General features: G+C 55.6%; 28 protein-coding genes and 1 tRNA gene. 14 read left to right on the top strand and 15 right to left on the bottom strand.

Annotation, left to right across the window (positions count from 1 at the left end):
• Window positions 1-136 precede the first annotated feature (136 nt).
• Window positions 137-1102, top strand: a complete 966-nt coding sequence (locus tag ACSC94_RS01135) for a hypothetical protein (RefSeq protein ID WP_435641237.1) — start codon at window positions 137-139, stop codon at window positions 1100-1102.
• Between the two features lie 6 nt (window positions 1103-1108).
• Here the strand turns inward: ACSC94_RS01135 and ACSC94_RS01130 are convergent, their stop codons facing one another.
• The 12 genes from ACSC94_RS01130 to ACSC94_RS01075 form a co-directional block, all read right to left on the bottom strand.
• Window positions 1109-2233, bottom strand: coding sequence for a helix-turn-helix domain-containing protein (locus tag ACSC94_RS01130; RefSeq protein WP_435641236.1), 1125 nt, complete (start codon window positions 2231-2233; stop codon window positions 1109-1111).
• A 118-nt stretch (window positions 2234-2351) separates the two neighbouring features.
• Complete coding sequence (mdh, locus tag ACSC94_RS01125; RefSeq protein ID WP_435641235.1) at window positions 2352-3302, bottom strand: malate dehydrogenase; 951 nt, start codon at window positions 3300-3302, stop codon at window positions 2352-2354.
• Window positions 3303-3449: 147 nt separating this feature from the next.
• Window positions 3450-4817 carry a DUF2336 domain-containing protein gene (locus ACSC94_RS01120; protein WP_435641234.1) on the bottom strand — a complete coding sequence of 456 codons (1368 nt, stop codon included), beginning with the start codon at window positions 4815-4817 and terminating at the stop codon, window positions 3450-3452.
• A gap of 184 nt (window positions 4818-5001) precedes the next feature.
• The gene (gene zapE / locus ACSC94_RS01115; RefSeq protein WP_435641233.1) at window positions 5002-6174 is read right to left on the bottom strand and encodes a cell division protein ZapE; all 1173 of its coding nucleotides are present in this window, start codon (window positions 6172-6174) and stop codon (window positions 5002-5004) included.
• The gene (gene tatC, locus ACSC94_RS01110) at window positions 6164-6952 is read right to left on the bottom strand and encodes a twin-arginine translocase subunit TatC (protein ID WP_435641232.1); all 789 of its coding nucleotides are present in this window, start codon (window positions 6950-6952) and stop codon (window positions 6164-6166) included. Before tatC ends, zapE begins: the two co-directional genes overlap by 11 nt.
• Window positions 6949-7254, bottom strand: coding sequence for a Sec-independent protein translocase subunit TatA/TatB (locus ACSC94_RS01105; RefSeq protein ID WP_435641231.1), 306 nt, complete (start codon window positions 7252-7254; stop codon window positions 6949-6951). The genes tatC and ACSC94_RS01105 overlap by 4 nt, the downstream gene beginning before the upstream one ends.
• A 44-nt stretch (window positions 7255-7298) precedes the next feature.
• Window positions 7299-7484: a twin-arginine translocase TatA/TatE family subunit gene (gene tatA, locus ACSC94_RS01100; protein ID WP_015466933.1), complete on the bottom strand. Its 186-nt coding sequence runs from the start codon at window positions 7482-7484 to the stop codon at window positions 7299-7301.
• Window positions 7481-8626, bottom strand: coding sequence for an SMC-Scp complex subunit ScpB (gene scpB, locus ACSC94_RS01095; protein ID WP_435641230.1), 1146 nt, complete (start codon window positions 8624-8626; stop codon window positions 7481-7483). Before scpB ends, tatA begins: the two co-directional genes overlap by 4 nt.
• 3 nt (window positions 8627-8629) lie before the next feature.
• Entirely contained in the window at window positions 8630-9607 is a 978-nt protein-coding gene (locus ACSC94_RS01090; RefSeq protein ID WP_435641229.1) for a segregation and condensation protein A, read from the bottom strand.
• On the bottom strand, window positions 9600-10598 hold the full coding sequence (gene nagZ, locus ACSC94_RS01085; RefSeq protein ID WP_435641228.1) for a beta-N-acetylhexosaminidase: 999 nt from the start codon (window positions 10596-10598) through the stop codon (window positions 9600-9602). Before nagZ ends, ACSC94_RS01090 begins: the two co-directional genes overlap by 8 nt.
• Window positions 10585-11592: an SPOR domain-containing protein gene (locus ACSC94_RS01080; protein WP_435641227.1), complete on the bottom strand. Its 1008-nt coding sequence runs from the start codon at window positions 11590-11592 to the stop codon at window positions 10585-10587. The genes nagZ and ACSC94_RS01080 overlap by 14 nt, the downstream gene beginning before the upstream one ends.
• A 106-nt stretch (window positions 11593-11698) precedes the next feature.
• Window positions 11699-12940 carry a deoxyguanosinetriphosphate triphosphohydrolase gene (locus ACSC94_RS01075; protein WP_435641226.1) on the bottom strand — a complete coding sequence of 414 codons (1242 nt, stop codon included), beginning with the start codon at window positions 12938-12940 and terminating at the stop codon, window positions 11699-11701.
• A gap of 94 nt (window positions 12941-13034) precedes the next feature.
• Here ACSC94_RS01075 and erpA point away from each other — a divergent pair, with 94 nt between their 5' ends.
• From erpA to xth, 4 genes are read left to right on the top strand one after another with little or no spacing between them, the layout of a single operon-like run.
• Window positions 13035-13376 (top strand): iron-sulfur cluster insertion protein ErpA, encoded by a 342-nt coding sequence (gene erpA / locus ACSC94_RS01070; RefSeq protein ID WP_435641225.1) that lies wholly within the window; start codon window positions 13035-13037, stop codon window positions 13374-13376.
• Complete coding sequence (locus tag ACSC94_RS01065; RefSeq protein ID WP_435641224.1) at window positions 13376-13996, top strand: hypothetical protein; 621 nt, start codon at window positions 13376-13378, stop codon at window positions 13994-13996. The genes erpA and ACSC94_RS01065 overlap by 1 nt, the downstream gene beginning before the upstream one ends.
• A gap of 19 nt (window positions 13997-14015) precedes the next feature.
• Window positions 14016-14492 carry a GIY-YIG nuclease family protein gene (locus ACSC94_RS01060; RefSeq protein ID WP_435641223.1) on the top strand — a complete coding sequence of 159 codons (477 nt, stop codon included), beginning with the start codon at window positions 14016-14018 and terminating at the stop codon, window positions 14490-14492.
• A 4-nt stretch (window positions 14493-14496) separates the two neighbouring features.
• The gene (xth, locus tag ACSC94_RS01055) at window positions 14497-15261 is read left to right on the top strand and encodes an exodeoxyribonuclease III (protein WP_435641222.1); all 765 of its coding nucleotides are present in this window, start codon (window positions 14497-14499) and stop codon (window positions 15259-15261) included.
• Between the two features lies 1 nt (window position 15262).
• Here xth and ACSC94_RS01050 read toward each other — a convergent pair whose 3' ends face one another.
• Entirely contained in the window at window positions 15263-17053 is a 1791-nt protein-coding gene (locus ACSC94_RS01050; protein ID WP_435641221.1) for a potassium/proton antiporter, read from the bottom strand.
• A gap of 190 nt (window positions 17054-17243) precedes the next feature.
• On the opposite strand from ACSC94_RS01050, the gene ACSC94_RS01045 reads away from it, so the two are divergent.
• Entirely contained in the window at window positions 17244-18122 is an 879-nt protein-coding gene (locus ACSC94_RS01045; protein ID WP_435641220.1) for a hypothetical protein, read from the top strand.
• Between the two features lie 7 nt (window positions 18123-18129).
• Here ACSC94_RS01045 and ACSC94_RS01040 read toward each other — a convergent pair whose 3' ends face one another.
• Complete coding sequence (locus tag ACSC94_RS01040; protein ID WP_435641219.1) at window positions 18130-18606, bottom strand: invasion associated locus B family protein; 477 nt, start codon at window positions 18604-18606, stop codon at window positions 18130-18132.
• A 90-nt stretch (window positions 18607-18696) separates the two neighbouring features.
• Between ACSC94_RS01040 and ACSC94_RS01035 the strand changes: the two genes are divergently transcribed.
• The 4 genes from ACSC94_RS01035 to arsB are packed head-to-tail and all read left to right on the top strand — an operon-like array spanning window position 18697 to window position 20979.
• Window positions 18697-19074, top strand: coding sequence for an ArsR/SmtB family transcription factor (locus ACSC94_RS01035; RefSeq protein WP_435641218.1), 378 nt, complete (start codon window positions 18697-18699; stop codon window positions 19072-19074).
• Window positions 19071-19514, top strand: a complete 444-nt coding sequence (locus tag ACSC94_RS01030) for an ArsI/CadI family heavy metal resistance metalloenzyme (RefSeq protein ID WP_435641217.1) — start codon at window positions 19071-19073, stop codon at window positions 19512-19514. The genes ACSC94_RS01035 and ACSC94_RS01030 overlap by 4 nt, the downstream gene beginning before the upstream one ends.
• A complete protein-coding gene (locus tag ACSC94_RS01025; RefSeq protein ID WP_435641216.1) occupies window positions 19514-19924 on the top strand; it encodes an arsenate reductase ArsC in 411 nt (136 codons plus the stop codon). Before ACSC94_RS01030 ends, ACSC94_RS01025 begins: the two co-directional genes overlap by 1 nt.
• A complete protein-coding gene (gene arsB, locus ACSC94_RS01020) occupies window positions 19921-20979 on the top strand; it encodes an ACR3 family arsenite efflux transporter (protein WP_435641215.1) in 1059 nt (352 codons plus the stop codon). The genes ACSC94_RS01025 and arsB overlap by 4 nt, the downstream gene beginning before the upstream one ends.
• 15 nt (window positions 20980-20994) lie before the next feature.
• Here arsB and ACSC94_RS01015 read toward each other — a convergent pair.
• Window positions 20995-21069: transfer RNA gene (locus ACSC94_RS01015), tRNA-Thr, on the bottom strand.
• 197 nt (window positions 21070-21266) lie between these two features.
• On the opposite strand from ACSC94_RS01015, the gene ACSC94_RS01010 reads away from it, so the two are divergent.
• From ACSC94_RS01010 to ACSC94_RS00995, 4 genes are all read left to right on the top strand, one after another.
• A complete protein-coding gene (locus ACSC94_RS01010; protein WP_435641214.1) occupies window positions 21267-21434 on the top strand; it encodes a hypothetical protein in 168 nt (55 codons plus the stop codon).
• Between the two features lie 3 nt (window positions 21435-21437).
• Window positions 21438-22058 carry a dCTP deaminase gene (gene dcd, locus ACSC94_RS01005; RefSeq protein ID WP_435641213.1) on the top strand — a complete coding sequence of 207 codons (621 nt, stop codon included), beginning with the start codon at window positions 21438-21440 and terminating at the stop codon, window positions 22056-22058.
• 94 nt (window positions 22059-22152) lie between these two features.
• The gene (gene murA, locus ACSC94_RS01000) at window positions 22153-23427 is read left to right on the top strand and encodes a UDP-N-acetylglucosamine 1-carboxyvinyltransferase (RefSeq protein WP_435642133.1); all 1275 of its coding nucleotides are present in this window, start codon (window positions 22153-22155) and stop codon (window positions 23425-23427) included.
• Complete coding sequence (locus tag ACSC94_RS00995; RefSeq protein ID WP_435641212.1) at window positions 23424-23891, top strand: UPF0262 family protein; 468 nt, start codon at window positions 23424-23426, stop codon at window positions 23889-23891. The genes murA and ACSC94_RS00995 overlap by 4 nt, the downstream gene beginning before the upstream one ends.
• Window positions 23892-23895 lie beyond the last annotated feature (4 nt).

Genomic DNA, 23895 nt, shown 5'->3' with positions numbered 1-23895 from the left:
AGATTTCAAAAAACCCGCCAATTACACTGGCGGGTTTTTTGTTTCTTAACCTCTACAGCTTAGAATTGTTCGCAGATCGAAAGAAAAGAATTCAACAGGGGGAGAGCAACCGCCGCATAAATCAGAGTATAGGCCCATGGCAAAAGACAAAGACAAAAATACCGAACCCGCGACCCCGCCGAAACCGATTGATTTTGGCCCGGCCCGCGCAGTGGTTCAGGATGGCGGCGTCATCACGCCCCAATCCCTTCCCAACGATTTAACCGACCGTCAAACGCGCGTTATGAGCGTGTTGCCCGATGCCGCCGCCGCCAGCGGCGTTGCGCCGGAATTGCTGGTCGGTATGTGGGGCCGCGAAAGCGAATTCAGTACACACGATACAATGACCAGCCACACGGGCGTGAAGGGCGATTTTCAGGTCAGCCGCGACGCCGTTGTGGAAACACTGGCCAAGAATGGCGATGAAATCGCCAAACGGCTGGAAGCGCAGGGTCTGGAAAAACAGGCCGCAAAAATCGAAAAAATCCACGACAAAGCCAAGGACATGGACGGGCCGGAAATCAGATCCTATGCGAAAAACAATAGCCGCTTGATCGATTCATTACGCGAAACACCGGAAGCGGCAACATACACGGCCGCATACTACAGCAAGGATATCGCCCAGAAACTGGATGTCGATCCCGCCGAACCGGAAAGCTTCCCCATCGTTTATGCCGGTTATAATATCGGCCCCGGCAACGCGCAGAAATTACAGAATGGTGAGGCCGCATCCGGGTGGGAAGTGAATGCGAACAAAGGTCTGGCCGGGAACAAATCGGCGGACAAACAAATTTCATCCTATGAAAAGGCGATTGAGAAGAAACTGGAAGACCCCACGGGTCAGAAAATGCTGTCCATTGTCGAAGATGCTCAGGAAGCAGCCTGCCGCCCCGGAAAAAGTGCCGCCGCAACATACGCACCCGAAGGCGAATTACAGGCCAGCGTGCCCGCGCTGCGCGCTACATTTTCCATTGCATCATTGGGTGAAAATCAGCAGGCACGCACGGAGCCAGAACAACAACCCCGCCCCAGCCCGTTGATCCTGAACACGCCGAGTGCTTAGAGCCTGTTACGGTTGCGCCTTTGGTGCGATATTTCCACCGCGTCCCAGCGCCCGATCCACCGAATCCAATGCGGTCACGTCAATGCGGCGGTGGTTTTCGCACCACGCCAGCAAGGTTTGTGTTTTCAGTGACCCACGCCAATTCAGAATGGATTCTTTCTGGCTCTTCAACGACTGAATCTGGTCAAAAATTCCTGTCGTCCCCTTTACGGCTTCGCACATCGTAATGTGCGTATCCACATGGTCGAGCATGCGGTTTATGGCCGTGCGCACATTCATGCGCACACCATCAATCGTTACGGCTCCGGTCGTGAACAAACGGTCATGCATCGGGCCAAAGACATTTGGTGTATCATTGACGGCATCACGAACATGGTCAAAACCATGCTCCTGTCTGGCCGCCCACATGCGAACCAGCGCCGGGGAAAAATTATTCGACCCGTACAGGGTCAGGCCGAAAGACAACAAACCATCATAATTGCGGTTGCATACGGATTTGCAATGGTCGATCAACGCATATTGATCATTCACCATATCATCCAATGCAAAAACATAATGATCCAGCGCCGTATCCATCAATCCGCGCGGATCATCCAGCCGCAACCAATGGCGCATATCATCATCAACAGACCCCATGATGGTGCGGATATCCACCGCGCCTTCGGCGGTTTTCAAAACATCCAAACCGGCATCACCGTGGGTGTCCATCATCCATGCGGCGCATTCATGTTCCATACGCAAGCGATCCACCGCCCGGCGGCGATCCGCGCGTTGGGCTCCGCTGTTCGCGGCCAGATCCTGTAAAATTTCAATCATCACGCGCGGCAAGGGGGATTGGGCTTTTTCATCCTGCAAATCCAACGGGTGACAAGGCAACGCGGAACAGAACGCCTCAATGGTTTTGCGACCGGGGCGGGTTTTGCCCTGCTCCAGCGTCATATACGCCTCGGGCTTGATTCCCATGGCGGTGGCGGCTTGCTCCGGCATCATCCCGGCCAGCGCCCGCACCCGTTCAAATCCAGTGGCATAGACATCATGCGACAGGCGGCCCGCGCAATTGAATTTGCGCTTCACCAGATCCGGATGAGCCGGAGATTTCTCTGTGGTGTTGTGAAAATTGACGTTCCCCACGAACCTTACCCTTCTTATTTTTATTATTATGTCCAAACATTGCCCAATTCTGGCGGATTTGGCAAGAAAAAGGGGGCTGAAACAGCCCCCTTTCCCCGTAAATCATTGAAAAAGCTTATTAGGCTGCTTTCTCCATAGCTGCAACCAGGCTCTTCACCGCGCTCACGGAGTGGTCGAACATGGATTGCTCTTCGGCGTTCAACTCGATCTCGACGATCTTCTCAACCCCGTTTTTACCGATCACAACCGGCACGCCGATATACAGGCCTTTAATCCCGTATTCGCCGTTCAGGCGCGCCGCGCACGGCAGCACGCGGCGTTTGTCTTTCAGGTAGCTTTCCGCCATCGCAATCGCGCTGGATGCCGGAGCGTAGAACGCAGAACCGGTTTTCAGCAGGTTGACGATTTCGGCACCGCCATCGCGCGTACGCTGAACGATGGCGTCCAGTTTCTCTTGTGTGGTCCAACCCATTTTCACCAGATCGGGCAGCGGAATACCGGCCACGCTGGAATACCGTACCAGCGGCACCATCGTATCGCCGTGACCACCCAGAACGAAGGCGTTGACGTCTTCAACCGACACCTTGAATTCTTCGGCCAGGAAGTGGCGGAAACGGGCAGAGTCCAGAACGCCAGCCATACCAACAACTTTGTTCGCCGGCAGTCCGCTCGCGCGCTGCATCACTTCAACCATCACGTCCAGCGGGTTGGTGATAACGATCACGAAGGCGTTCGGTGCATATTTTTTGATGTTCGCACCAACGGCGTTGATAACGCCGGTGTTGATGCCGATCAAATCATCACGGCTCATGCCCGGTTTACGCGGAACACCTGCGGTAACGATCACAACATCGGCGTCCTTGATCACTTCGTAATCATTGGAGCCAGAATATTTCGCATCGAACCCTTCGACCGGGGCGGCTTCGGCAATGTCCAGCGCCTTGCCCTGTGGCACGCCTTCGGCAATGTCGACAATGGCGATATCGCCCAGTTCTTTCATGCCCGCCAGCAAGGCCAGCGTACCGCCGATTTGTCCCGCACCCACCAGGGCGATTTTGTTCCGTGCCATGATCTTAAAGACTCCCTTTGTCGTTCCGTTTTGGTAAGAAAAACCTGATCACAGACATAGCCCCTTCGGGCCCGACAAACAAGGGCAAGGGCGTAACAAGCCCCCGCAGACCCGGCAGCATGTTTTACAGAATGTATTGATTTGAAATCAGGCGGCTTCCAGCCCGAGGAATTCCAGTTGCCAGCGCAGCTCGTCCTCGTCCATCGGGTAATCCGTGCCCCCTTTGGGGTACAGCAATTGCCGCGGCGGAACGCGGCCCAGATCCTGTTGCAGGCGCAGGGCCATGCGCATACTCAACCCCGCCTTCCACGACAAGGCGACGATGGGCTTGGGCGCGCGCAGGGCAAAGACACGGCGCACATCGGCCAATGTCACCCGGCCCATAATGCTGATCGCGGCGTAGATAAAATCATAATCCTGCATCGCCAGCGCGTCAGACAACATTTCTTCGTCCAGCCGCCCCTCACGCGCCATGCGGGCCGCGTAGGCATATTGTTCTTCTTCGGACTTCACGGGCTTGCCGTCCGGCGGGCCGACATTCTGCGGGCTATCACCGTCCGTTACGGCATCAATGGCTTTGTCCGATTGGTTGGCGGCATACCCCAGACGGCGTTTGAAGGCGGTGGCCACCTCCTCCGTCGTGCGACGGTCAAATTTTCCGCTGCGGACCAAAATCAGGCGGACGGATTCATTGGCGAACTCGGCCAGCTTTTCCGCCATCTCCGGGGGTAGGCTCCGGTGGTCGGCCAGTGAGCGTTGCCATTCCGGCAAATCCCGGGCCCGGTCGATAATCCTTTGCAACAGGGTTGGGCCAATGTCGGCCCCCTTGTTTTCGATCAGGGTCTTTCCGGCGGCCGCGCTGCCGTGTTCAATCACGGCGACCGAAACACCGCCGCTGATATGGTCACGCCCGGCGATCGCTTCGGAGGCCCAATCCTCAGGGTGCATTTTCAGAATTTCGATCAGAACATCATCCGGCACGGCGGCGCAAAACCGTAAAATCGGTTCCGCCACGGTCCGCTCCACGTCCCGCGCCAGGGTCGACACGACGGATGGCGGCGCATAGGCCTTGTCCTTCAACGTCGCCGAAAGCGCTTTACGAATTTTCAGAACTTCATCGAGCGCGAGCAGACCGAGGGTCTGGACCGCATGCGCGTAAAGCGCCGCCTGCTCCTCCTGAGTCAGGTTGGGCAGAAGGCGCACCAGACGTTCGGCCAGAGCCAGCCGCACATCCGCGCTGGAATCCTTGGCGATCAGCAAACTGGCCTGCAACGGCGTTGCATGGTTTTCAGCGACGGCATGGCGCACGTCATCGGACGGATCGGCCTGCGCCAGATAGTAGAGAATTTCGGGGTGTGTTTCCGGATTTTTGGCAATGGCCAGACGTTCATCCAGCGACCCGGATCGGGCTTTTTGCTTTTCTATTTCGTAACGCGCATCATTCCGCGGGGCCCGGCCCGGCAGAGCGTCACTTTTTCCGTTCTTAAACAAAAGCTTATGAATGAATGCAAACATCTCACACCAATTTACAGGAAAGACTTTCACAAAGATTTAAAGCCATGAGGACCGCAGACAACGCATGAAAGGCAGACTTTAGAGCTTAATCTAACACACTGAAACAGCTTGATTTTCAAAGCACATCCACAGGCATTCATAAATAAAGATACGCCACGGACCGTATTTGGCAAAATCGCACTTTTCAGCCCTTTGCGTCAGATCGATCCGTATCGTTTTGCCGCCATTCGCTGACCGATGGGGCGGTCCGGGCGAACCAATCCGTACTTTGCATCTCAGTCAGACGACTGACCGTGCGTTGAAATTCAAACGCATGATCATGCCCGTGATAGAGACGATCGACCGGCGCATCCGCCGTGATGATCAACCGTGTTCCGGCATCATACAATGCATCGACCAGAGTCATCAGACGCACCGCTTCGTTGCGACGATCATACCCCAATTTCGCCACCCCCTCCAGCAGGATGGTGTGATAGGTCCGGGCGATGGTGATGTAGTCCTCCGCCCCCAGCGGGTGTTCACACAATTCGGAAAATGTGAACCGGGCCACACCGCGCGCCGTTTGCGTGACGGGCACGGTCCGCCCCCGCACCTCCAACGTATCCGCATGGGCTTCGACGCCGTCAGTCAGGTGGACAAAAATCTGGTCGGCCCATGTGTGGGCGGCGGCCCCGAGTGGAGAGAAATACACCCCGCTCGATTCCAGATATTGAAGGCGATAATCGACCGGACCGGACAGGGGCAAAACCTCCATCCGGTTTTTCAGAAGGTCGATAAAGGACAGAAAGCGGTCGCGTTGCAGCCCCCCTTTATACAGGTCATCCGGGGCGCGGTTGCTGGTCATAACCACCGCCACGCCCTGATCAAACAGGGCGGTAAACAACCGCCCCAAAATCATCGCGTCGGCCACGTTGCTGACGTGAAATTCGTCAAAACACAAAACCCGGACGTTTTTGGCCAGATCGTCGGCAAAGGCCAGCAGGGCGGAATCACGGACATCATTGTCCGCCTTGCCCGACGCGGCCAGACGGCGATTATGCATAAAATCATGCACACCGATCATAAAATCATGGAAATGGACCCGGCGCTTTTTGACGCCGTCCGGCAGGCTGGCAAAAAACAAATCCATCACCATGGATTTGCCCCGCCCCACCGGACCATACAGATACAACCCCCGGATCGGTTGCGGTTTGCGTTTCAGGCCAAACATCCCACGCCGCGCCGGACGCGCCAGAATGTCATCGGCCAGCATTTGCAGGGATTCAATGGCACGTTCCTGATACGGGTCGGGTTGTAACCCGCCGTCATTGATACGCGCCTGATATCGATTTAGCAGATTGACCGGATCATGCGCCATGGCGTGCCGCGCGCTCTTTACAAATGCGCCGAACCAGCAGGATCGAAATTTCGTACAGCCCGATCAGCGGAATGGCCAACCCCACTTGCGAAATAATATCCGGCGGGGTCAGCAGCGCCGCCGCAATAAAAATGGCCACGATGGCGTATTTACGTCGGCTGGCCAGCGTTTCCGCCGTGATCAGCCCTGCCCGCGCCATCAACGACAACAAGACCGGCAACTGGAAACACAGCCCAAAGGCAAACATCAGCACCATGACCAGATCGAGATATTCGCTGACCCGCGCTTCCAACTGGATCGGCAAGGCGGTTTCCGCGCCCGTGCTCTGGAACCCCAGAAAGAATCGCCACGCCAGTGGCATGATGAAGTAATAAACCAGCGCGGCCCCGGCGATAAACAACACGGGCGTCGCCACCAGATAGGGCAAGAAGGCGCGCCGTTCCCGCCCATATAGGCCGGGCGCAATAAAGCCCCAGATTTGCACGGCCAGCACCGGAAACATTAAAAACAACCCACCAAAGAAGGAAATTTTTATGTAGGTGAAAAAGGCTTCGGTCAGGTTTGTGTAGATCAGACGCTGGGTATCATTATCCCCCATGGCATCGGCCAGCGGACGCACCAGAAACCCGTAAATATCCTGAACAAACAGGTAACAAAAACCGGTGCCCGCAATCACCGCCAGAAAACACCACATCAACCGATTGCGCAATTCGACCAAATGATCGACCAGCGGCTTTGGATTATGATCCGGTTCCATCTGTTCGGGGGCTTGTGTCATTGCAACTCACCCGTTTTTTCGACATCGCGTTTCACGGGAACAATATCGGCATCATCATCGGCGTCGGCTTCGTCCGTATCGGGTGTTGTTGCGGATGATTTTTCGTTATATTTGCGCATGTCTTCGACATCGACGGCCCGCATGACATCATCAAAATGATGCGTCAGGGCAAAACGAATATGCTGCATCTTCCGAACCATACGGCCCAGCGACATCATTACTTTCGGAATGTCGGACGGACCAATCACCAAAATCGCAACCAAGGCGACAATGAACAATTCGGCCCAACTGATATCAAACATGGGGGCTGGTCCCGGTTATGGGGCGGCGCATACGCAGGAAACGATCAGGACGGATCCTGATCGTTTTTCTTTTCGATCTTCTGCGGGGTATCGTCCCCGTCTTTCAGACCTTTTTTAAAGCTGTTGATGCCCTTGCCGATGTCTTCCATCAAGCGCGGCACGCGGCCCGCGCCGAACAGCAGGACAATCACCAGAATAATCAGGCCAATTTGCCAGATGCCAATGCTCATTCTTCGTCCTCATCTTCTTCATCATCGTCATAGCCGTCTTCATCATCTGAATCGTCGGCATCATCTTCATCGTCGTCTTCATCAGAATCCACTTCTTCGTCGCTGTCTTCATCATCGTCATCGGATGATGCGGCGGCTTCTACGGTTTCTGCACCCTCTTCTTCCATGTCATCAATCATGGCGGAGAGTTCGGCGTTGGCGTCTTCTTCCGTTTCCGGGGCCTCGGCATCTTCTGCGTTGAAGTGCGCTTCGAAACCGCCTGCGGCTTCTTCGTCGTCCTCGTCCTCTTCGCTCAGGGACTTGGCATCGCTTTCTTCAATCTGGTCGAACAGATCGGGGGCAATGTTTTCAATGGCCGGACGGCGATCCAGCAAGCCGGAGGCCTTCAGATCATCCAGACCCGGCAGTTCGCTCAATGTTTCCAGACCGAAATGGTCCAGGAAGCTGGCGGTCGTGACCCAGGTCAGCGGGCGGCCCGGCGTTTCACGGCGACGGCCCGGCTTCACCCAGCCGCATTCCATCAGGATGTCCAGCGTGCCCTTGGCAATGACAACGCCACGGATGTTTTCAATTTCCGCACGCGTCACCGGCTGGTGGTACGCCACGATCGCCATTGTTTCCATGGCCGCGCGGGACAGCGGGCGGCGCACTTCGCGTTTCAGCAACAGGGCATCGTTCAGATCATCAGCGGTGCGGAACGCCCAATGGCCGTCCATCTCCATCAACTGAACGCCACGCGTTGCGTATTCTTCCTTCAGCTTCATCAGCATGCCGCCGACATCGGAATTTTCCGGCAGGCGTTCGCGCATCGCGCTCATGCTCAACGGCGCGGGAGATGCGAACAGCAACGCTTCGAGAATACGGATCGTATCCAACGGGCCAGATTCTTCCACTTCACCTTCGACAGATTCGGCATCGGACGCCAGAACTTCATCCTCCGAAAATTCCTCTTCCGCTTCGAAAACATCTTCATCGGATTCTTCGCCAGCGGCCAGATCGGCTTCAACCGCTTCGGCGATGTCCTCGATCGACTCCATGTCCTCGGCATCGTCCTCATCCATGGCTTGCGCCATGATTTCGGCAACGCTGGCCATGGTGTTGTCGCTGATCATTTCTTTGGAATCGTTGTCATCCATGCTCATCTTTTATACTCCCGCTTCGGCGTAACTGGTTTCGGATTCGCCATCAAATCCATCGGCGGCATCCGGATTGTTGTCTTGTTGAATATCATCGGATTGTTCATCATCCGGCCCACCAACGCGGTCGCGGTCAACAAAGGTCGCACGCATATAAATCGGGCGGAACAAACCGTCTTGTTTAATTTCGACCTTGCCCTGCTTCACCAATTCCAATCCGGCGGTGAAGGTGGACGCCATGGATGAGCGGCCATAGAGCGGGTCCTTGATTTTTTCCGGCATCAGGCTGTTCATCGTGACCCAGGCGCTGTACGGACCCTTGCGCGGTAATTTGCCCAGCATGGTGCCCACACGGTCCAGCGCCTCTTCCATCGTCATGACGGAGAAGACAGGCAATTCAAACGTTGCATATTCCTGACGGCGGCGAATATCGCCATAGGCCTTCAGCAAATCAAACAGCGTAATGTCCCACGTGATGTCGGTTTTAACGCCCAGACCTTCGGGCATGCCGCGCGGGTAAATACCGTTGCCCAGATACGGGCGATTGAACAGCGCGCTGGCCGCATTCTTCATTGCACCCAGACGGCGCAACTGGAATTGCAGCGCTTCGGCCATTTGGTCGGCGGACGGTTCATTGCCCTTGGATTCTTCGCGCGGCAACAACAAGCGCGATTTCAGATAGGCCAGCCACGCCGCCATCACCAGATATTCGGCGGCCAGATCCAGATTCATCGCCTTGGCACGATCGACGAAGGCCAAATATTGGCGCGTCAATTGCAGGATGGAAATTTTCGCCAGATCCACCTTCTGGTCGCGGGCCATGACCAGCAAGACATCAATCGGGCCTTCATACCCGTCAATGTTCAGCAGCAATTCATCCGGGTTATATTCGCCCGGTTCCATGCCATCGCGCGGCGGGTCTTCTTCAAACCCGATCACATCGTCCAATTCAAAACCGGAATCGGCGTCCATCATTTCATCAGACATGCAATCCCCCATACGCAACATTCGGGCCTTGCCCCGATACGGGCAGGCTGCGGTTATAACGGCGTACCGCATCGGCGGTCATCACCGGAATGGCCGCAACAACATCCTTCATCTCATCCATCTTGCCACTGCAATGCAGGACGATGTCGCACCCGGCATCCAGCGTCGCCTTCGCCCGCACGCCCATATCGCCAATGCGGCCCAGCGCATTCATAACGATATCATCGGTCAGCAACAGGCCATCAAAACCCAGTTGCTTGCGGATCACGCCACCGATCAAAGCGGGTGAACATGTGGCGGGCAGAACATTATCAACGGCGTCATAAACGATGTGTGACACCATGCCCCACACCGCATCAACGAAATCCTGTTTCAACAGGTCGCGGTAGGGCAGAAAATCAACCGCTTCCAGATCCGCCATGGCGGCCTTTACATGCGGCAGATCGAGGTGGGAATCGAGCGTTGCGCGCCCCTGCCCCGGCATGTGTTTAATCACCGGCACCACACCCTTCGCCAGATAGGCGCGGCAGGATGCAATGGCGCGTTCGGATACAATCGCCGCATCCTTGGAAAACGCACGGTCACCAATGGCGGCATGCGTATCATCAAACAAAACATCCAGAACCGGGGCGCAGTTTACGTTCACGCCCATGGCGTTCAGCGTATCGGCAATGGCCCCACTTTGGGCCGCAACCGCCGCCGTGTCCGGCAGATTTTGGGCGGCCACAGTTGCGGGCCAGTGCGGTTGACGCAGACGGGCCACGCGGCCCCCTTCCTGATCGATCAGGATGGGCACTTCACGCCCCAGCAAAGATTGCAGATCAGCGGTCAGCGCGATCAATTGCGTCGGGTCGGTTGCGTTGCGCGCAAACAAAATAAAGCCCAGAGGATTGACCGTTTTGAAAAACGCACGCTCTTCATCCGTCAGGGTCGTACCTGACAGACCGAAGATCGCCGCCAGCGGCGCGTTATGCGGATCAACGGGCGACAACAATGCAACCCCCGGGACGTTTGGCGGCAATGGCCGTGCAAATCGATTTGGCTTGATCCTGATTCAGCGGTCCACCTTGAATGCGGTAGAACACACCCTTGGCGCCCAGATCGGCTTTCTGCACGCGCAGTTCAACACTACCCAACTGCGCGGGGAATGCGGCCTGCATTTTCTTCCATTCGGCACGCGCGGCGGCTTCGTCCTTCACGCTGGCCATCTGAACGAAATGCGTTCCATCCTGCACTGCCTTTACAGCAGGTGCGGCGGCACCGGCGGCGGGTTCGGTGGCGGCGACCTTCTCTTCAACCTTTTCCGCGCTGCGGATATCGGTTTTCTTTTCCGGGGCAATCACCGGGGTCGGCATGCCTGCCGGTTTGGAGTCTTCAGCCGGTTTAATCGGCTCTTCATCCGCGGTTTTTTCCAGTTCTTCAACGGCCGGTTCTTTTTCCAGGGCCGGGTCCGGTTTTGGTTCGGCGCTCAAATCATCGTTCACCATTTTTGCAACCGGTTCACCGCTGGCCACATCGGCTTCGGCCATTTCCGTCACGGGCGCACCCGTTTCCGGCGTCAATGTTTCGGTTTTCAAACCAGCAAACATTTGTTCGCGCGTCATCGGCTCTTCCGGCGGGGGCAGAAGGTTTTCAACCTTGCTGGCACCATCTTCCGCATTGTTGGCGGAACGCAGCGTGTCGAACAAGGTGCTGTCGCGGTACGGAATGTCCATTCCACCCGGATCATCCGGCGTGGTTTTATAGGACGCGGACGCCATGTCGGCATCGGCCTGCACCATCGGGACAGGACGCGTCGGATCATCACCGCGCGGGTAACTGACCCAGAAGACAGCGAGAAGAATAAACAGCGCGCCCAACCCCATCAAAACGGTCAGGAACGGTGCGCGTGCGCTCAAACGCGTGCGCCCATTTTCAAGCGCCCGCGCAATCCGGCCAAAGGGGTTTCCCCCTTCGGGATCATCAAATTCATCATGGTAGGTCATGGGGACTACTTTAGGAAAACCGGGGCTTTTCCTCAAGCATTCCTTGAGTCTTATCCGCAGGGTTATATCCCCGCAAAATCACTGAAAAATCAGCAGGTTAAGAAAATCAGCGCAAATCCCAGTGCAGGTCGAACAGGCGTTCATGCTCTTTTATGGCATATCGGTCGGTCATTCCGGCGATATAATCGGCCACAATCCGCGCCCGGGGCCGGATTCCGTCGGCTTTTCCACCCCCCACGTCTTCCACCCGTTTTTGCCAATCCGGGGGCAGAAGATGGTATTCATTCATGAACGCTTCGTACAAATCCCGTACCACGCGGCTGACCTTCATCCGCATGCGGCGGACGGTGTAATGGCGGTACATATTTTCATACAAAAATTCGCGCAGACCATCGACCTTGTCCCGCATGGGGTCGGAAAACGCCACCATGGCATGGCCCGCCATACGCACGTCTTCGACGCTGGATGGGTTCAATGCTTTTAAACGGCGGCGGGTTTCGCCCAGAACATCTTCGATCATCACGCCGATCATTTCGCGGATGACTTCGAAGATGATGATTTTTGGTTCGCAATCCGGCCATTCGGCTTCGACCTGCGGAATAATATCGGCCAGCAACGGCACGGTGCGCAGATCGTTCAGCGTGAAGAGCCCTGCGCGCAAACCATCTTCAACATCATGGTTATTGTACGCAATGTCATCAGCCAACGCCGCCACCTGTGCCTCAACCGAGGCATAGGTGTCCAGACGCAAATCCATCTGGTCATTCACCATTGTCACGGTCACGGGCAGTCCAGCAGATTCCGGTGTTTCGCCCTTTTTAAGCAACGGGCCATTATGTTTTGCCACACCTTCCAGCGTTTCCCATGTCAGGTTCAGGCCCGGCCATGCCGGATAGCGGCGTTCAAGATGCGTCAGGACGCGGAGTGATTGATCGTTATGATCGAACCCACCCACATCATTCATGCATTCCACCATCACATCTTCGCCCACATGCGCGAACGGTGTGTGGCCCAGATCGTGGGCCAGTGCGACGGCTTCGGCCAGATCTTCGTTCACAAACAAGGCGCGGGCCAGTGACCGGGCAATTTGCGCGACTTCGATCGTATGGGACAGACGGGTGCGGAAATGATCGCCTTCGTGATAGACGAACACTTGCGTTTTGTATTTCAGGCGGCGAAACGCGCTGCAATGAATGATCCGGTCGCGGTCACGCTGGAACGGGGTGCGGGTGGCCGATTCCGTGGACGGATAAATCCGCCCCGCCGTTTGGTCCGGACGGCAGGCATAAGACGCCAGCGGCAGGGCACAGTAATTATAGGTGGCTTGGTCAGCGGCCAAATTGCTCATCACGCGATTATCCGTAACAGGTTGAAATTCCGGGCCAGATTAACGCGTTAATGGGGAATTGAAAATACCCCCCATGGCACTCTATATATAGTGTATGGACACACAGACCCGCACAATCACCCTGACCGATGCCCTGGCCCGCCGGATGAAGGCGCTCCAGACCGCGCAATCCAACCCGGACCTGATGCTCCGGGTCGAGGTTCTGGGTGGTGGATGTTCAGGGTTCCAGTATAAATTCGGCTTCGCCCGCGATGTGGCCAGTGACGACCATGTGTTCGACCATGACGGCATCCGCGTGCTGGTCGATGACGTGTCCCTCGATTACCTGAATGGCTCGACCGTTGATTATGTCGAAGACCTCGTCGGCGCCAGCTTCCAGATCAAAAACCCGAATGCCACATCGTCCTGCGGCTGCGGCACATCGTTTGCCATGTGATGATGAAATCATTTTTCTTCACCCCCGCCATTATATGCTTGCTGCTGACGGCGTGCGCCAGTGTGGATGTGAATGAACCGCGCCCCTATGCCGGATATTTCGAGCAGAAGAAACTGACCGCCCCCGTACCAAAATCATTCGATGTCTGCCGTGGGTATGGGTGCGCATCACGCGACCGCGTGTCGCTGTCATCCGCTGAATGGAGCAAGGCCACCGCGCCATTGCGCCAGACCATCACCAACGCGCCCGCCGAACGGGCCGCCATTGCCAAATCCATCGGATTGATGGAGCGCGTTGTGGGTCAGAAAACCGGCACCGCCGTTGATGTGGCCGGAACATACGGTACACTCGGCCCCTATCAACTGGACTGCGTGGATGAAAGCACGAACGCCACCGTGTATCTGGCCATGATGGAAGAAGCGGGTTTGTTAAAATTCCACAAAACCACCCGCCCCACCGCCCGCGTTCCGATCTTCGTGGCCCAAGGCCCACACCAGACCGCCGCGCTGATCGATATTAAAACAGGCGAGCGTTACGCCGCCGATTCATGGTTCCATGATAACGGCCATCCGGCAGAAATCGTGCCCATGGGTGATTGGAAAATGGGTTGGATCCCATAAGCAAGAGGATATTAAGAGCATGAAAAATTTACGTTTAGAATATTTCGATAAGCTTATTCAAAAATGCAATGCCGCAAAAGAGCTCAGCCCGGTTAAGGAATTTGAGATTAACCCAACAGAAATTGATACCCTTCAAGATGTGAAAAACGCCATTTATATAATTGAACAGATTGATGGCTGCCCCAAAAACACCTTTAAAACAATGAAAAAGTACAAAAACGAAAGTGATAGAAAATGCCCAAGAATAAATACACCATCACGCATTTTATATGTTGGATCATCGACAACAAATCTAAAGAGACGTCTCAACGAACATTTAGGGAATGGCAACAAAGGAACCTACGCACTCCATCTTAAATACTGGCTCTATGAAAAATACAAAATCATTATTATGGATTTTAACGAGATAGATAAAGAGATTCTCGGTCTCATAGAAGATTCGTATCACCATGTGCTCAAGCCCGCCTTCGGAAAGCCGGGACCAAACGGAAAGTAGATCAATGAAAATCGCCACATGGAACGTCAATTCGATCAAAGCGCGGTTAGACCACGCCAAAAACTGGGTTGAGGCCCATCACCCGGATGTTTTGATGATTCAGGAATTGAAGGGCGAAGCCTTCCCCGCCGATGTGTTTCAAGCCATCGGATATAACGCCGAATTTGTCGGACAAAAGGCGTATAACGGCGTGGCCGTCTTATCGCCGCATCCGATTACCGTCATTCTCAACCGCCTGCCCGGTGATGATGCGGATGGACAGGCGCGGTATCTGGAAGTTGAAATCAAGGGCTTGCGCCTGATCAATATTTACCTGCCCAACGGAAACCCGGTGGACAGTGAAAAATTCCCGTACAAATTAAAATGGATGGCGCGGTTGAAAGATCGGCTGGCCAGTTTGCGGCGTGACGGCATTCCCTTTGCCGTTGGCGGGGATTTCAACGTGATCCCGGAAGCGGAGGATTGTTACGACCCGAAAGCATGGGAGAATGACGCTTTGTTCCGTCCGGAAAGCCGGGCCGCGTTTCGGTCCCTGCTGTGGCTGGGCCTGACCGATGCGCTGCGCGTGGTCAATAACGCGCCGCGCCAATATACGTTCTGGGATTATCAGGCTGGGGCTTGGCCCGCGGATAAGGGCATCCGCATCGACCATTTCCTGCTCTCCCCCACCATTGCGGATAGATTGCAAGATTGCGTAATCGACCGCGACCCGCGCGCGTTGGATAAGGCCAGCGACCACACGCCGCTGGTCATGACGATTGCGTATTGATTTATGATGACGGGCGCACGAACCGGTTGAACAACGCGCGCGCCGCCGACACATCCGGCCCGGTTTTAATGGTTTCGACGACAATATCCGCCGCCGTAATATCCCCGGCATTGCACGCCCGCACGATCATAATGGCACGGTCATAGGTGATTTTATCCCCCACCGTTGGGCGCCCGAGGAAGTGCATGTCGAACGCTTCCTGAACGCTCAACCCCTCTTCCTCTGCCCGCACACGGAATCCGTGTTCTTCGGCCAGGTCTTTCATCACGGCATCCGGCAACACCGAATAGCTTTGGAAGATCGTATCCCCCACCTGAACCGGCGCGGAATCATCACCATCGGACGCAAACAATCGGTCCAGACGGTGGGCCTGATGCGGCGGGGCCAGGAAATAGGCGTAATCACCAACATGGAAGGCCGTGCTGTTATCAATATCGACAATGGTATTTTCACGCACCGCCATCAACGGCCGCGCCCACGACGGCAGGATACGATTACGGAAGAAGTTGCTGTCCTCGGTAATGGTGTAACCGACCAGCTCCATATCCAACTGACCGGGCAGATCCAGTTCAACCCGGCGCACTTGCGGCACCGTGTTGGGCAAACCCATGCCCAAACGCCGCGCCATCAGCGGAATGGTCCAGCCCTGCAACACCAGCGACACCAGAACGACGAAGAACGCCGTGTTGAAATACACTTCGGCATGTGGCAACCCGACCAGAACCGGCAGGGTGGACAGGAAAATACTGACCGCGCCGCGTAAGCCCACCCATGAGATAAATAATTTTTCCTTAGGCTTGTATCGGAACGGTTGCAGACAGACCCAGATCATCGCGGGACGCGCAATGAAGATCAGGAACAACGCCAACCCCAATCCCGGCGCCGCATATTCCATCAACTTGGCCGGGTTAACCAACAATCCCAGCACGATAAACATGACAATCTGACACAGCCATGTCACCGCATCGTGGAATTTAACGATGCTGGGAAACGCCCGGACCGGGCGATTGCCCATGATTAAACCAGCGATGTAAACCGCCAAAAACCCGCTGCCCTGTAACAGGGCCGCCGTCGAAAAAATAAACACGGCAAAGGCGACAACAAATAACGGGTGCAACCCACCCGGCAGGTGAATGCGGTTCAGCAACGCGGACACCGACAATCCGCCGCCGATCCCCACCAACGTACCGACCACGGCCTGCAGGACGAAGATTGAGGCCATTTGCACCACGGCCCCCTCCATCGTCACCATGGACAGGATTTGCACCATCATCAATGTCAAGAACACGGCGATGGGATCGTTGGTGCCGGATTCGACTTCCAGCAAAGCCCCAACGCGGTGGCGCAGATACAGGCCGCTGGATTTCAACAGGAAGAACACCGCCGCCGCATCGGTTGAGGCCACAATGGAGCCTAGCAGAAATCCCTGTGCCCATGTCAGGTTCAGGAAATACACCGCCGGCACCGCCATCAACCCCGCCGTCATCAAAACGCCAACCGTGGCCAGCACCATGGACGGGGCCAGAACACTGCGGAAATTATTGATACGGGTGCGCAGACCACCATCAAACAGAATAATCGCCAGCGCCAGCGACCCGATCAGATAGGCCAGACGATAATTGTCAAATTCCAGCCCACCGGGACCGCTTTCCCCCGCCAGCATGCCAATGACCAGGAAGACCAGCAACATCGGCGCGCCGAACCGCGTGGCGATCAGGCTGGAAAAAATTCCGACCAGAACCAAGGCGGCCCCCAGCAGAAGCGAGGCATTGACCAGATAGACGCTTTCCATTGTGGCGTATGTTCCCTTTCGCGGCGGGTGCGTGATGTCCGATAGTGTAACGTGGCCCCAGTTTTACACAAGAACGCCAGAGTGCACATTATGAAAAAATTACACAGGGGAAACAACGTGGCACAGCGCAGGCCCATATGATATGTATGGATATCTGAATATTTCCACCGATAATCATCCGGATTTTATCATGACATTGAAATTGCACACCGCCTGCCGCCCTCTGTTCAAACTGGGGTTGATCGGTTTGGCCGTTGGAACATTGGCCCTCACCAGCGCCTGCACCATCATGCGCGAAGAAGGGGCAACCCGTCTGGCCGCACCCGTCCACATGAAAAAACGCCAGATCGAAACCGGATCAACCGACTTGGTCGCGTATGAACGCGTGCATAACCAAGGCGGGATCGCCAATGTCTATATCGAAGGGGACGGTTTGGTCCTGAAAGGCGAACATCAGGCCGCGCCAACGTTGGACCCGACACCGGATAATCCGGTCGCCCTGCATCTGGCCACCCGTGACAAGGGTGATAACGTGATTTATCTGGCACGCCCGTGCCAATATTTGATCGCCGATAAAAACCCGGCCTGCGATGAAAAAGGCTGGGCCGCAAAACGTTTCTCCATCGAAAACATGGATGCGATGAATGACGCGTTGAATAACATGCGCGATAAATACGGATTCGTTGGTTTTAACCTGATTGGTTATGGCGGTGGCGGGCAGGTCGCCATTCTGCTGGGCGCGAAGCGTAAAGACATCCTGACCATCCGCACCGTGGCCAGCACGCTGGATCACCAAAGCTGGACCGCGAACAAAGAGATTCCCGCACTGGAAGGGTCATTAAACGCAAAGGATTTCGCCCGTGACGTGGCCACCATCCCGCAACACCATTTTATTGGTGCATGGGATGATTTGATCACCACCTATAACTACACCGATTTCCGCGAAGCGATGGGCCCATCCACCTGCATCCGGATGAGCAAGATTGACGAAACCGATGGCGCCGATGGCTGGGTCAATCGCTGGCCGTCCATCATGGACCTGCCCGTTGATTGCAACAGCGATCAATAAGACTGATCTAATCCTGTTTTGTCGTAGCGGCCGCTTCATTCAGAGCGGCCGTTATGCCATTCAGGGAAATGTCGAGCGCAATATCCTTGCCCGCAAAACTCTGAAACGCCAATGTCGCCGCGCGACCTTTACGCAATTCGGCCAGCACCAGATCATCCAGCGTTAAAAACGCCATGCATCCATCATGGGTGCAATACCGCACCTGCGCCCCATAGGGGGCCGCATTGTCGATGGAGAGTTTAACTCCAGCGGGCAGCATAATGCCCAACGGCAACACCATCACCCCGCGCGCCGGACGCCCCGGCCCATCGGGAAAACCGATGGCAATTTCCGCCATGCGCTGGTCCGTATCCTTGACCATCAACCGCTGCCACGCTTCACATTGCGTGCCATCGGGCGCACAACGCACGGCCCAGTCGGCGGCGTGGGCCGCTGGCGCAAAGCCGAGACACAACAATAAAAAAACCCAGGCAAAGACTTTCATAGGGCCGCTCCCTCGCGGTTTAGCGTGTTGGAAAGACTGACTTTATCATCCCGCTTGACATTTCCCCAATATGTCGATTATTCTGGACATATGGACATACAAAACGCCCTTATCGCCTTTGACGCGCTTTCCCAAGAAACCCGCTTGCGGGCGTTTCGCCTGCTGGTCGGTTACGGGCCGGATGGTGCCCCCGCCGGGCATCTGAGCGACACGCTGGGCATTCCGCACAATACGTTGTCGTTCCATTTGAACCACATGAGCAACGCCGGATTGATCCAGTCGCGGCGCGAGGGGCGCTCGATTATTTATTCCGTCAATTTCGATCTGTTCACCGGGCTGATCCGTTTCATGATCGAAGATTGTTGCAGTGTCGATTTCGCGCGGATCAAGGATGATAAAAAACGCGGTTGCGCGGTGATTGAACTCACCCCCTGCTGCCCCACACCACAGAAGGAGAAAACACAATGAAACGGTTGCACATTCACCTTGGCGTGAAAAATATTGATGACAGTGTCCGGTTTTATTCCGCGTTGTTCGGGGCCGATCCGGTGAAACACAAACCGGATTACGCGAAATGGATGTTGGATGACCCGCATGTCAATTTCGCCATTTCCACCCGCGCGGGCAAAACCGGCGTCGACCATATGGGCATTCAGGTCGATACTGTCGATGAATTAAACGCCATCCGCGCCCAGATGTCGGATGCGAATATCAGCACGCACAGCGACGGCGAAACCACCTGTTGCTACGCCAAATCCGAAAAATCATGGGTCGAAGACCCGAATGGCGTTGCGTGGGAAGCGTACCACACCATGGAAGATGCACAGATTTTCTCCGCCACCGATGCATCATCCGCAAGCGGCGCATGCTGCGCCCCTACAACAAAAAGCGGGAGCTGCTGCGGATAATGGAACGGGTTTTGGTTCTCTGCACCGGAAATTCATGCCGGTCGATCATGGCCGAGGCCCTGCTCAATCATCTGGGGCGCGGACGTGTCGCGGCGGTCAGCGCAGGCAGCCACCCAACGGGGCACGTTCACCCGCTCTCCCTCGCCACATTGAAACGCCACGGCATCGACCCCGGCCAGCCGCGCAGCCAGTCATGGGACGCGTTTGCGGATCAGAATTTTGATCTGGTCATTACCGTCTGCGACCAAGCGGCGGCGGAAAGTTGCCCGGTGTTTTTGGGGGCAACAAAAAAACTGCACTGGTCGACACCGGACCCCGCCAAAACAACAGGCACGGATGCGGATATTCAGGCCGCCTTTGATAACGCCGTCCACCAACTGAAACACCATATTGAAGAGTATCTGGCATGACGTCCTGCACCCCGCGCCGCCTGTCCTTTCTGGATCGTTATTTAACGCTCTGGATTTTTCTGGCCATGGCGGCAGGGGTTGGAATTGGGTCCATTTTCACCAGCGCACCGGATTTTTTAAACAACCTGTCCATCGGGTCCACCAATATCCCCATAGCCATCGGCTTGATTTTGATGATGTATCCGCCCTTGGCGCGGGTGAAATACGAAGAATTGCCATTGGTATTCAAGGACTGGAAAATCCTGACCCTGTCACTGGTACAAAACTGGGTGATTGGGCCGGTGTTGATGTTCGCGCTGGCGGTTTTATTCCTGCGTGATTATCCCGAATATATGACGGGCCTGATCTTGATTGGTCTGGCGCGGTGCATTGCCATGGTGATTGTGTGGAACCAACTGGCCGAGGGGGATAACCAGTATGTCGCCGCATTGGTCGCGTTTAACAGTATTTTCCAGCTTGTTTTCTTCAGTGTCTATGCGTGGTTTTTTCTGAGCGTTTTACCGCCGGCCTTTGGGGTGAACGGCCAAATCATCAATGTGGATTTCATCACCATCGCCGAAAGTGTTTTCATCTATCTGGGCATTCCGTTTTTTGCCGGGTTTTTCACGCGCAAAATCCTGATCCAGAAAAAAGGGCGCGACTGGTATGAAACCCGCTTCCTGCCCCGCATCAACCCGGTCACGTTGATTGCGCTATTGCTCACCATCGTTGCGATGTTTTCATTGAAGGGCGGCATGGTTTTGGAATTGCCGCTGGACGTGGTGCGCATTGCCCTTCCGCTGGTCATTTATTTTGTGGTGATGTTTGTCATCAGCTTTGCCATGGGGAAAATGATCGGGGCGGATTACGGTAAAACAACCGCCGCGTCCTTCACCGCCGCCAGCAATAATTTTGAACTGGCCATCGCCGTGGCCATTGCGGCCTTCGGTCTGGCCTCCCCCGTCGCCTTTGCCACGGTGATCGGGCCGCTGGTCGAGGTCCCCGTACTGATCGCTATGGTCAGCGTAGCCTTCTGGTTCCGGAAACGATTCTGGAACAAAAACACAATGCATTGATATTTAAGGGGAAAATGGTGCTGTCAGAGAGGATTGAACTCTCGACCTCTCCCTTACCAAGGGAGTGCTCTACCACTGAGCTACGACAGCGCACCGGGATATCTGGCGTTTGAAACCGGGCAAACTTCTAACCCATTCATTCCCCGGTGTCCAGCACCATATTATAGGGATGCCAAACCTGTAAAATGGCGGATAACCGGGCGCAAAACCCGGTTTTTGCTGGTCCAAAACGGGTTTGGGCGCTATAAAAACCCTGTTTCCCAAAACGATCACAGGATTCGAGCCTTATGACGAATCAAACCAGAACCGCCGCAACGCTGGCCGCAGACAAGGCGAAAGCCGAAAAGCGGGCCGAGGCGCTGCGCCAGAATCTGGCCCGTCGTAAAGGGCAAACCCGCGACCGCGCAGACCAACTTACAGACCAGACAAACGACAAGACCGAAAAGGACCAGTAAGACATGACCGCCGAACACGCCCTGAAAGACATTGAAAAGCTGGCCGCAAATGTGGGCGCCGATGCCGTTCCCGGCATTCTGGCCGACCACCAGATCCGCTGGCTGGCGCAGAACGAGGGCATGATCGATCCGTTCGTGGAAAAGCAAACCCGCGAAGGCGTAATTTCCTATGGCCTGTCGTCCTATGGCTATGACGCGCGGTGTTCGGATGATTTTATGATCTTCACCAATATCGACAACGCCATTGTCGATCCGAAAAACTTTTCGAACCAGAGCTTCGTTGAACGCAAAACTGACGTGTGCGTTATTCCACCGAACAGCTTCGTGCTGACCCGCACGGTGGAATATTTCCGCATTCCGAAAGACGTTCTGGTCATCTGCCTCGGCAAAAGCACCTATGCGCGCTGTGGCCTGATCGTGAACGTCACACCGCTGGAACCGGGCTGGGAAGGCCATGTGACATTGGAAATTTCCAACACCACCCCCCTGCCCGCAAAGATTTACGCGAATGAAGGGCTGTGCCAGTTCCTGTTCTTCAAGGGATCAGACGGCTGCGAAGTCAGCTACGCCGACCGCAGCGGAAAATATATGGGCCAACGTGGCGTAACATTGCCGCGTTTGTAATTCTAAAGACGAAGAAAGCACCGATATGACACCGACACAATCCGCACAGGCCGTTGCCGACAACAGCGCAGAAACATCGCCGGAGAAAAAGGGCATGGATAAAATTCGCGTTGGCGGTGGACATCGCCTGAATGGCACCATTGAAATTTCCGGTGCGAAGAATGCGGCCCTGCCGTTGATGTGTGCGTGTTTGTTGAGTGCGGAACCGCTGCGCCTGACCAACGTGCCGACCGGGTTGCAGGATATTAAAACCCTGCGTCAGGTTTTGGAAAGCCTGGGTGTGAGCATCGCCACCAATGACGACAGCGCGATGATCATGCAGGCCACGAACATCAGCGACACCCATGCCGATTACGAATTGGTCCGCAAAATGCGCGCCAGCATTCTGGTGATGGGCCCGCTGGTCGCCCGCACGGGCACGGCCACGGTATCTCTGCCGGGTGGATGCGCGATTGGCACGCGCCCGATCGACCTGCACATCATGGGATTGGAAGCCATGGGTGCGACAATTGAACTGGATGGCGGATATGTCCATGCCAAGGCCCCGGGTGGGTTGAAGGGGGCGGAAATCACCTTCCCCAAAGTTTCCGTTGGCGCGACCGAAAACATCATGATGGCCGCCACCTTGGCCAAGGGTGAAACCAAACTGCACAACGCGGCGAAAGAGCCGGAGATTGTTGATCTGGCTGAATGCCTGATCGCCATGGGCGCGGATATTTCCGGCCATGGCACGGACACCATCACCATTCGCGGCGTTGAAAAACTGCACGATGCCTTGCACCCGGTGGTCCCGGACCGTATTGAAACCGGCACGTTTATGATTGCCGTGGCTTTGACCGGCGGGACGCTGACCCTGAAACGGGCGCGACTGGAACATTTGAAAGCTTTGGTCGGCCCGTTGAAGGCCGCCGGCGTTCATATTGAAGACAACGCCGATGGCAGCGGCGTGACCGTCAGCCGCAACGGCACACCGCTGAAGGGCACGGATATTATGACCGAGCCCTACCCCGGTTTCCCCACCGATATGCAGGCGCAATTTATGACCATGCTGACCCAATGCGAGGGCGCGGGCATGGTCACGGAAACGATTTTCGAAAACCGTTTCATGCACGTTCCGGAACTGTGCCGCATGGGTGCGAATATCACCGTGCATAACGGGTCCGCCATCGTGCGCGGTGTAAAGCGTTTGAAGGGGGCAGAAGTGATGGCCACCGATTTGCGCGCATCCGTTGCGCTGGTTCTGGCTGGGCTGGTGGCCGATGGCGATACATACGTCAACCGCATCTATCATCTGGACCGCGGTTATGAACGCCTGGTCGAAAAATTGTCCGCCGTTGGCGCGGATATCGAGCGCGTTGCATCGGCATGAGCATTGCAAACATCACATTAAAAGAATGTGATGAAACCGGGTCGTTGTCCTGTGAACGCAAAAGCGCACTCGACGGGTTGGCCACGGGCAATAATTTTTCACCGCTGGGCACCGATGCACCGGGACCGTTTGATCTGACCCTGTCGATTCAGGATAACCGCCTGGTCATGGAATTGACCGACGCCCATGGCGTGGCCCTGCCCGCTCTGGTCCTGTCCCTGCGGCCCTATGCCCGGCTGATCCGGGATTATTTTATGATGATCGAAAGCTATGAAACCGCCCGCCGGGACGGCCACCATATGCGGCTGGAGGCCATCGATATGGGCCGAAGGGGCCTGCACAACGAGGGGGCCGAACTGCTTCAGGACCGGTTAAAGGACCGGATTTCCATGGATTTTGAAACCGCCCGGCGCCTTTTCACCCTGATTTGTGCGCTTTATGGGGGCCGTGGCCCCATTCTGTAGCCGT

This window comes from Micavibrio aeruginosavorus (genome assembly GCF_051245535.1).
In the GTDB taxonomy this organism is placed as follows: domain Bacteria; phylum Pseudomonadota; class Alphaproteobacteria; order Micavibrionales; family Micavibrionaceae; genus Micavibrio; species Micavibrio aeruginosavorus_D.
Note: the sequence above shows the minus strand (reverse complement) of the source record. Positions and strands in the feature narration are given on the sequence as shown.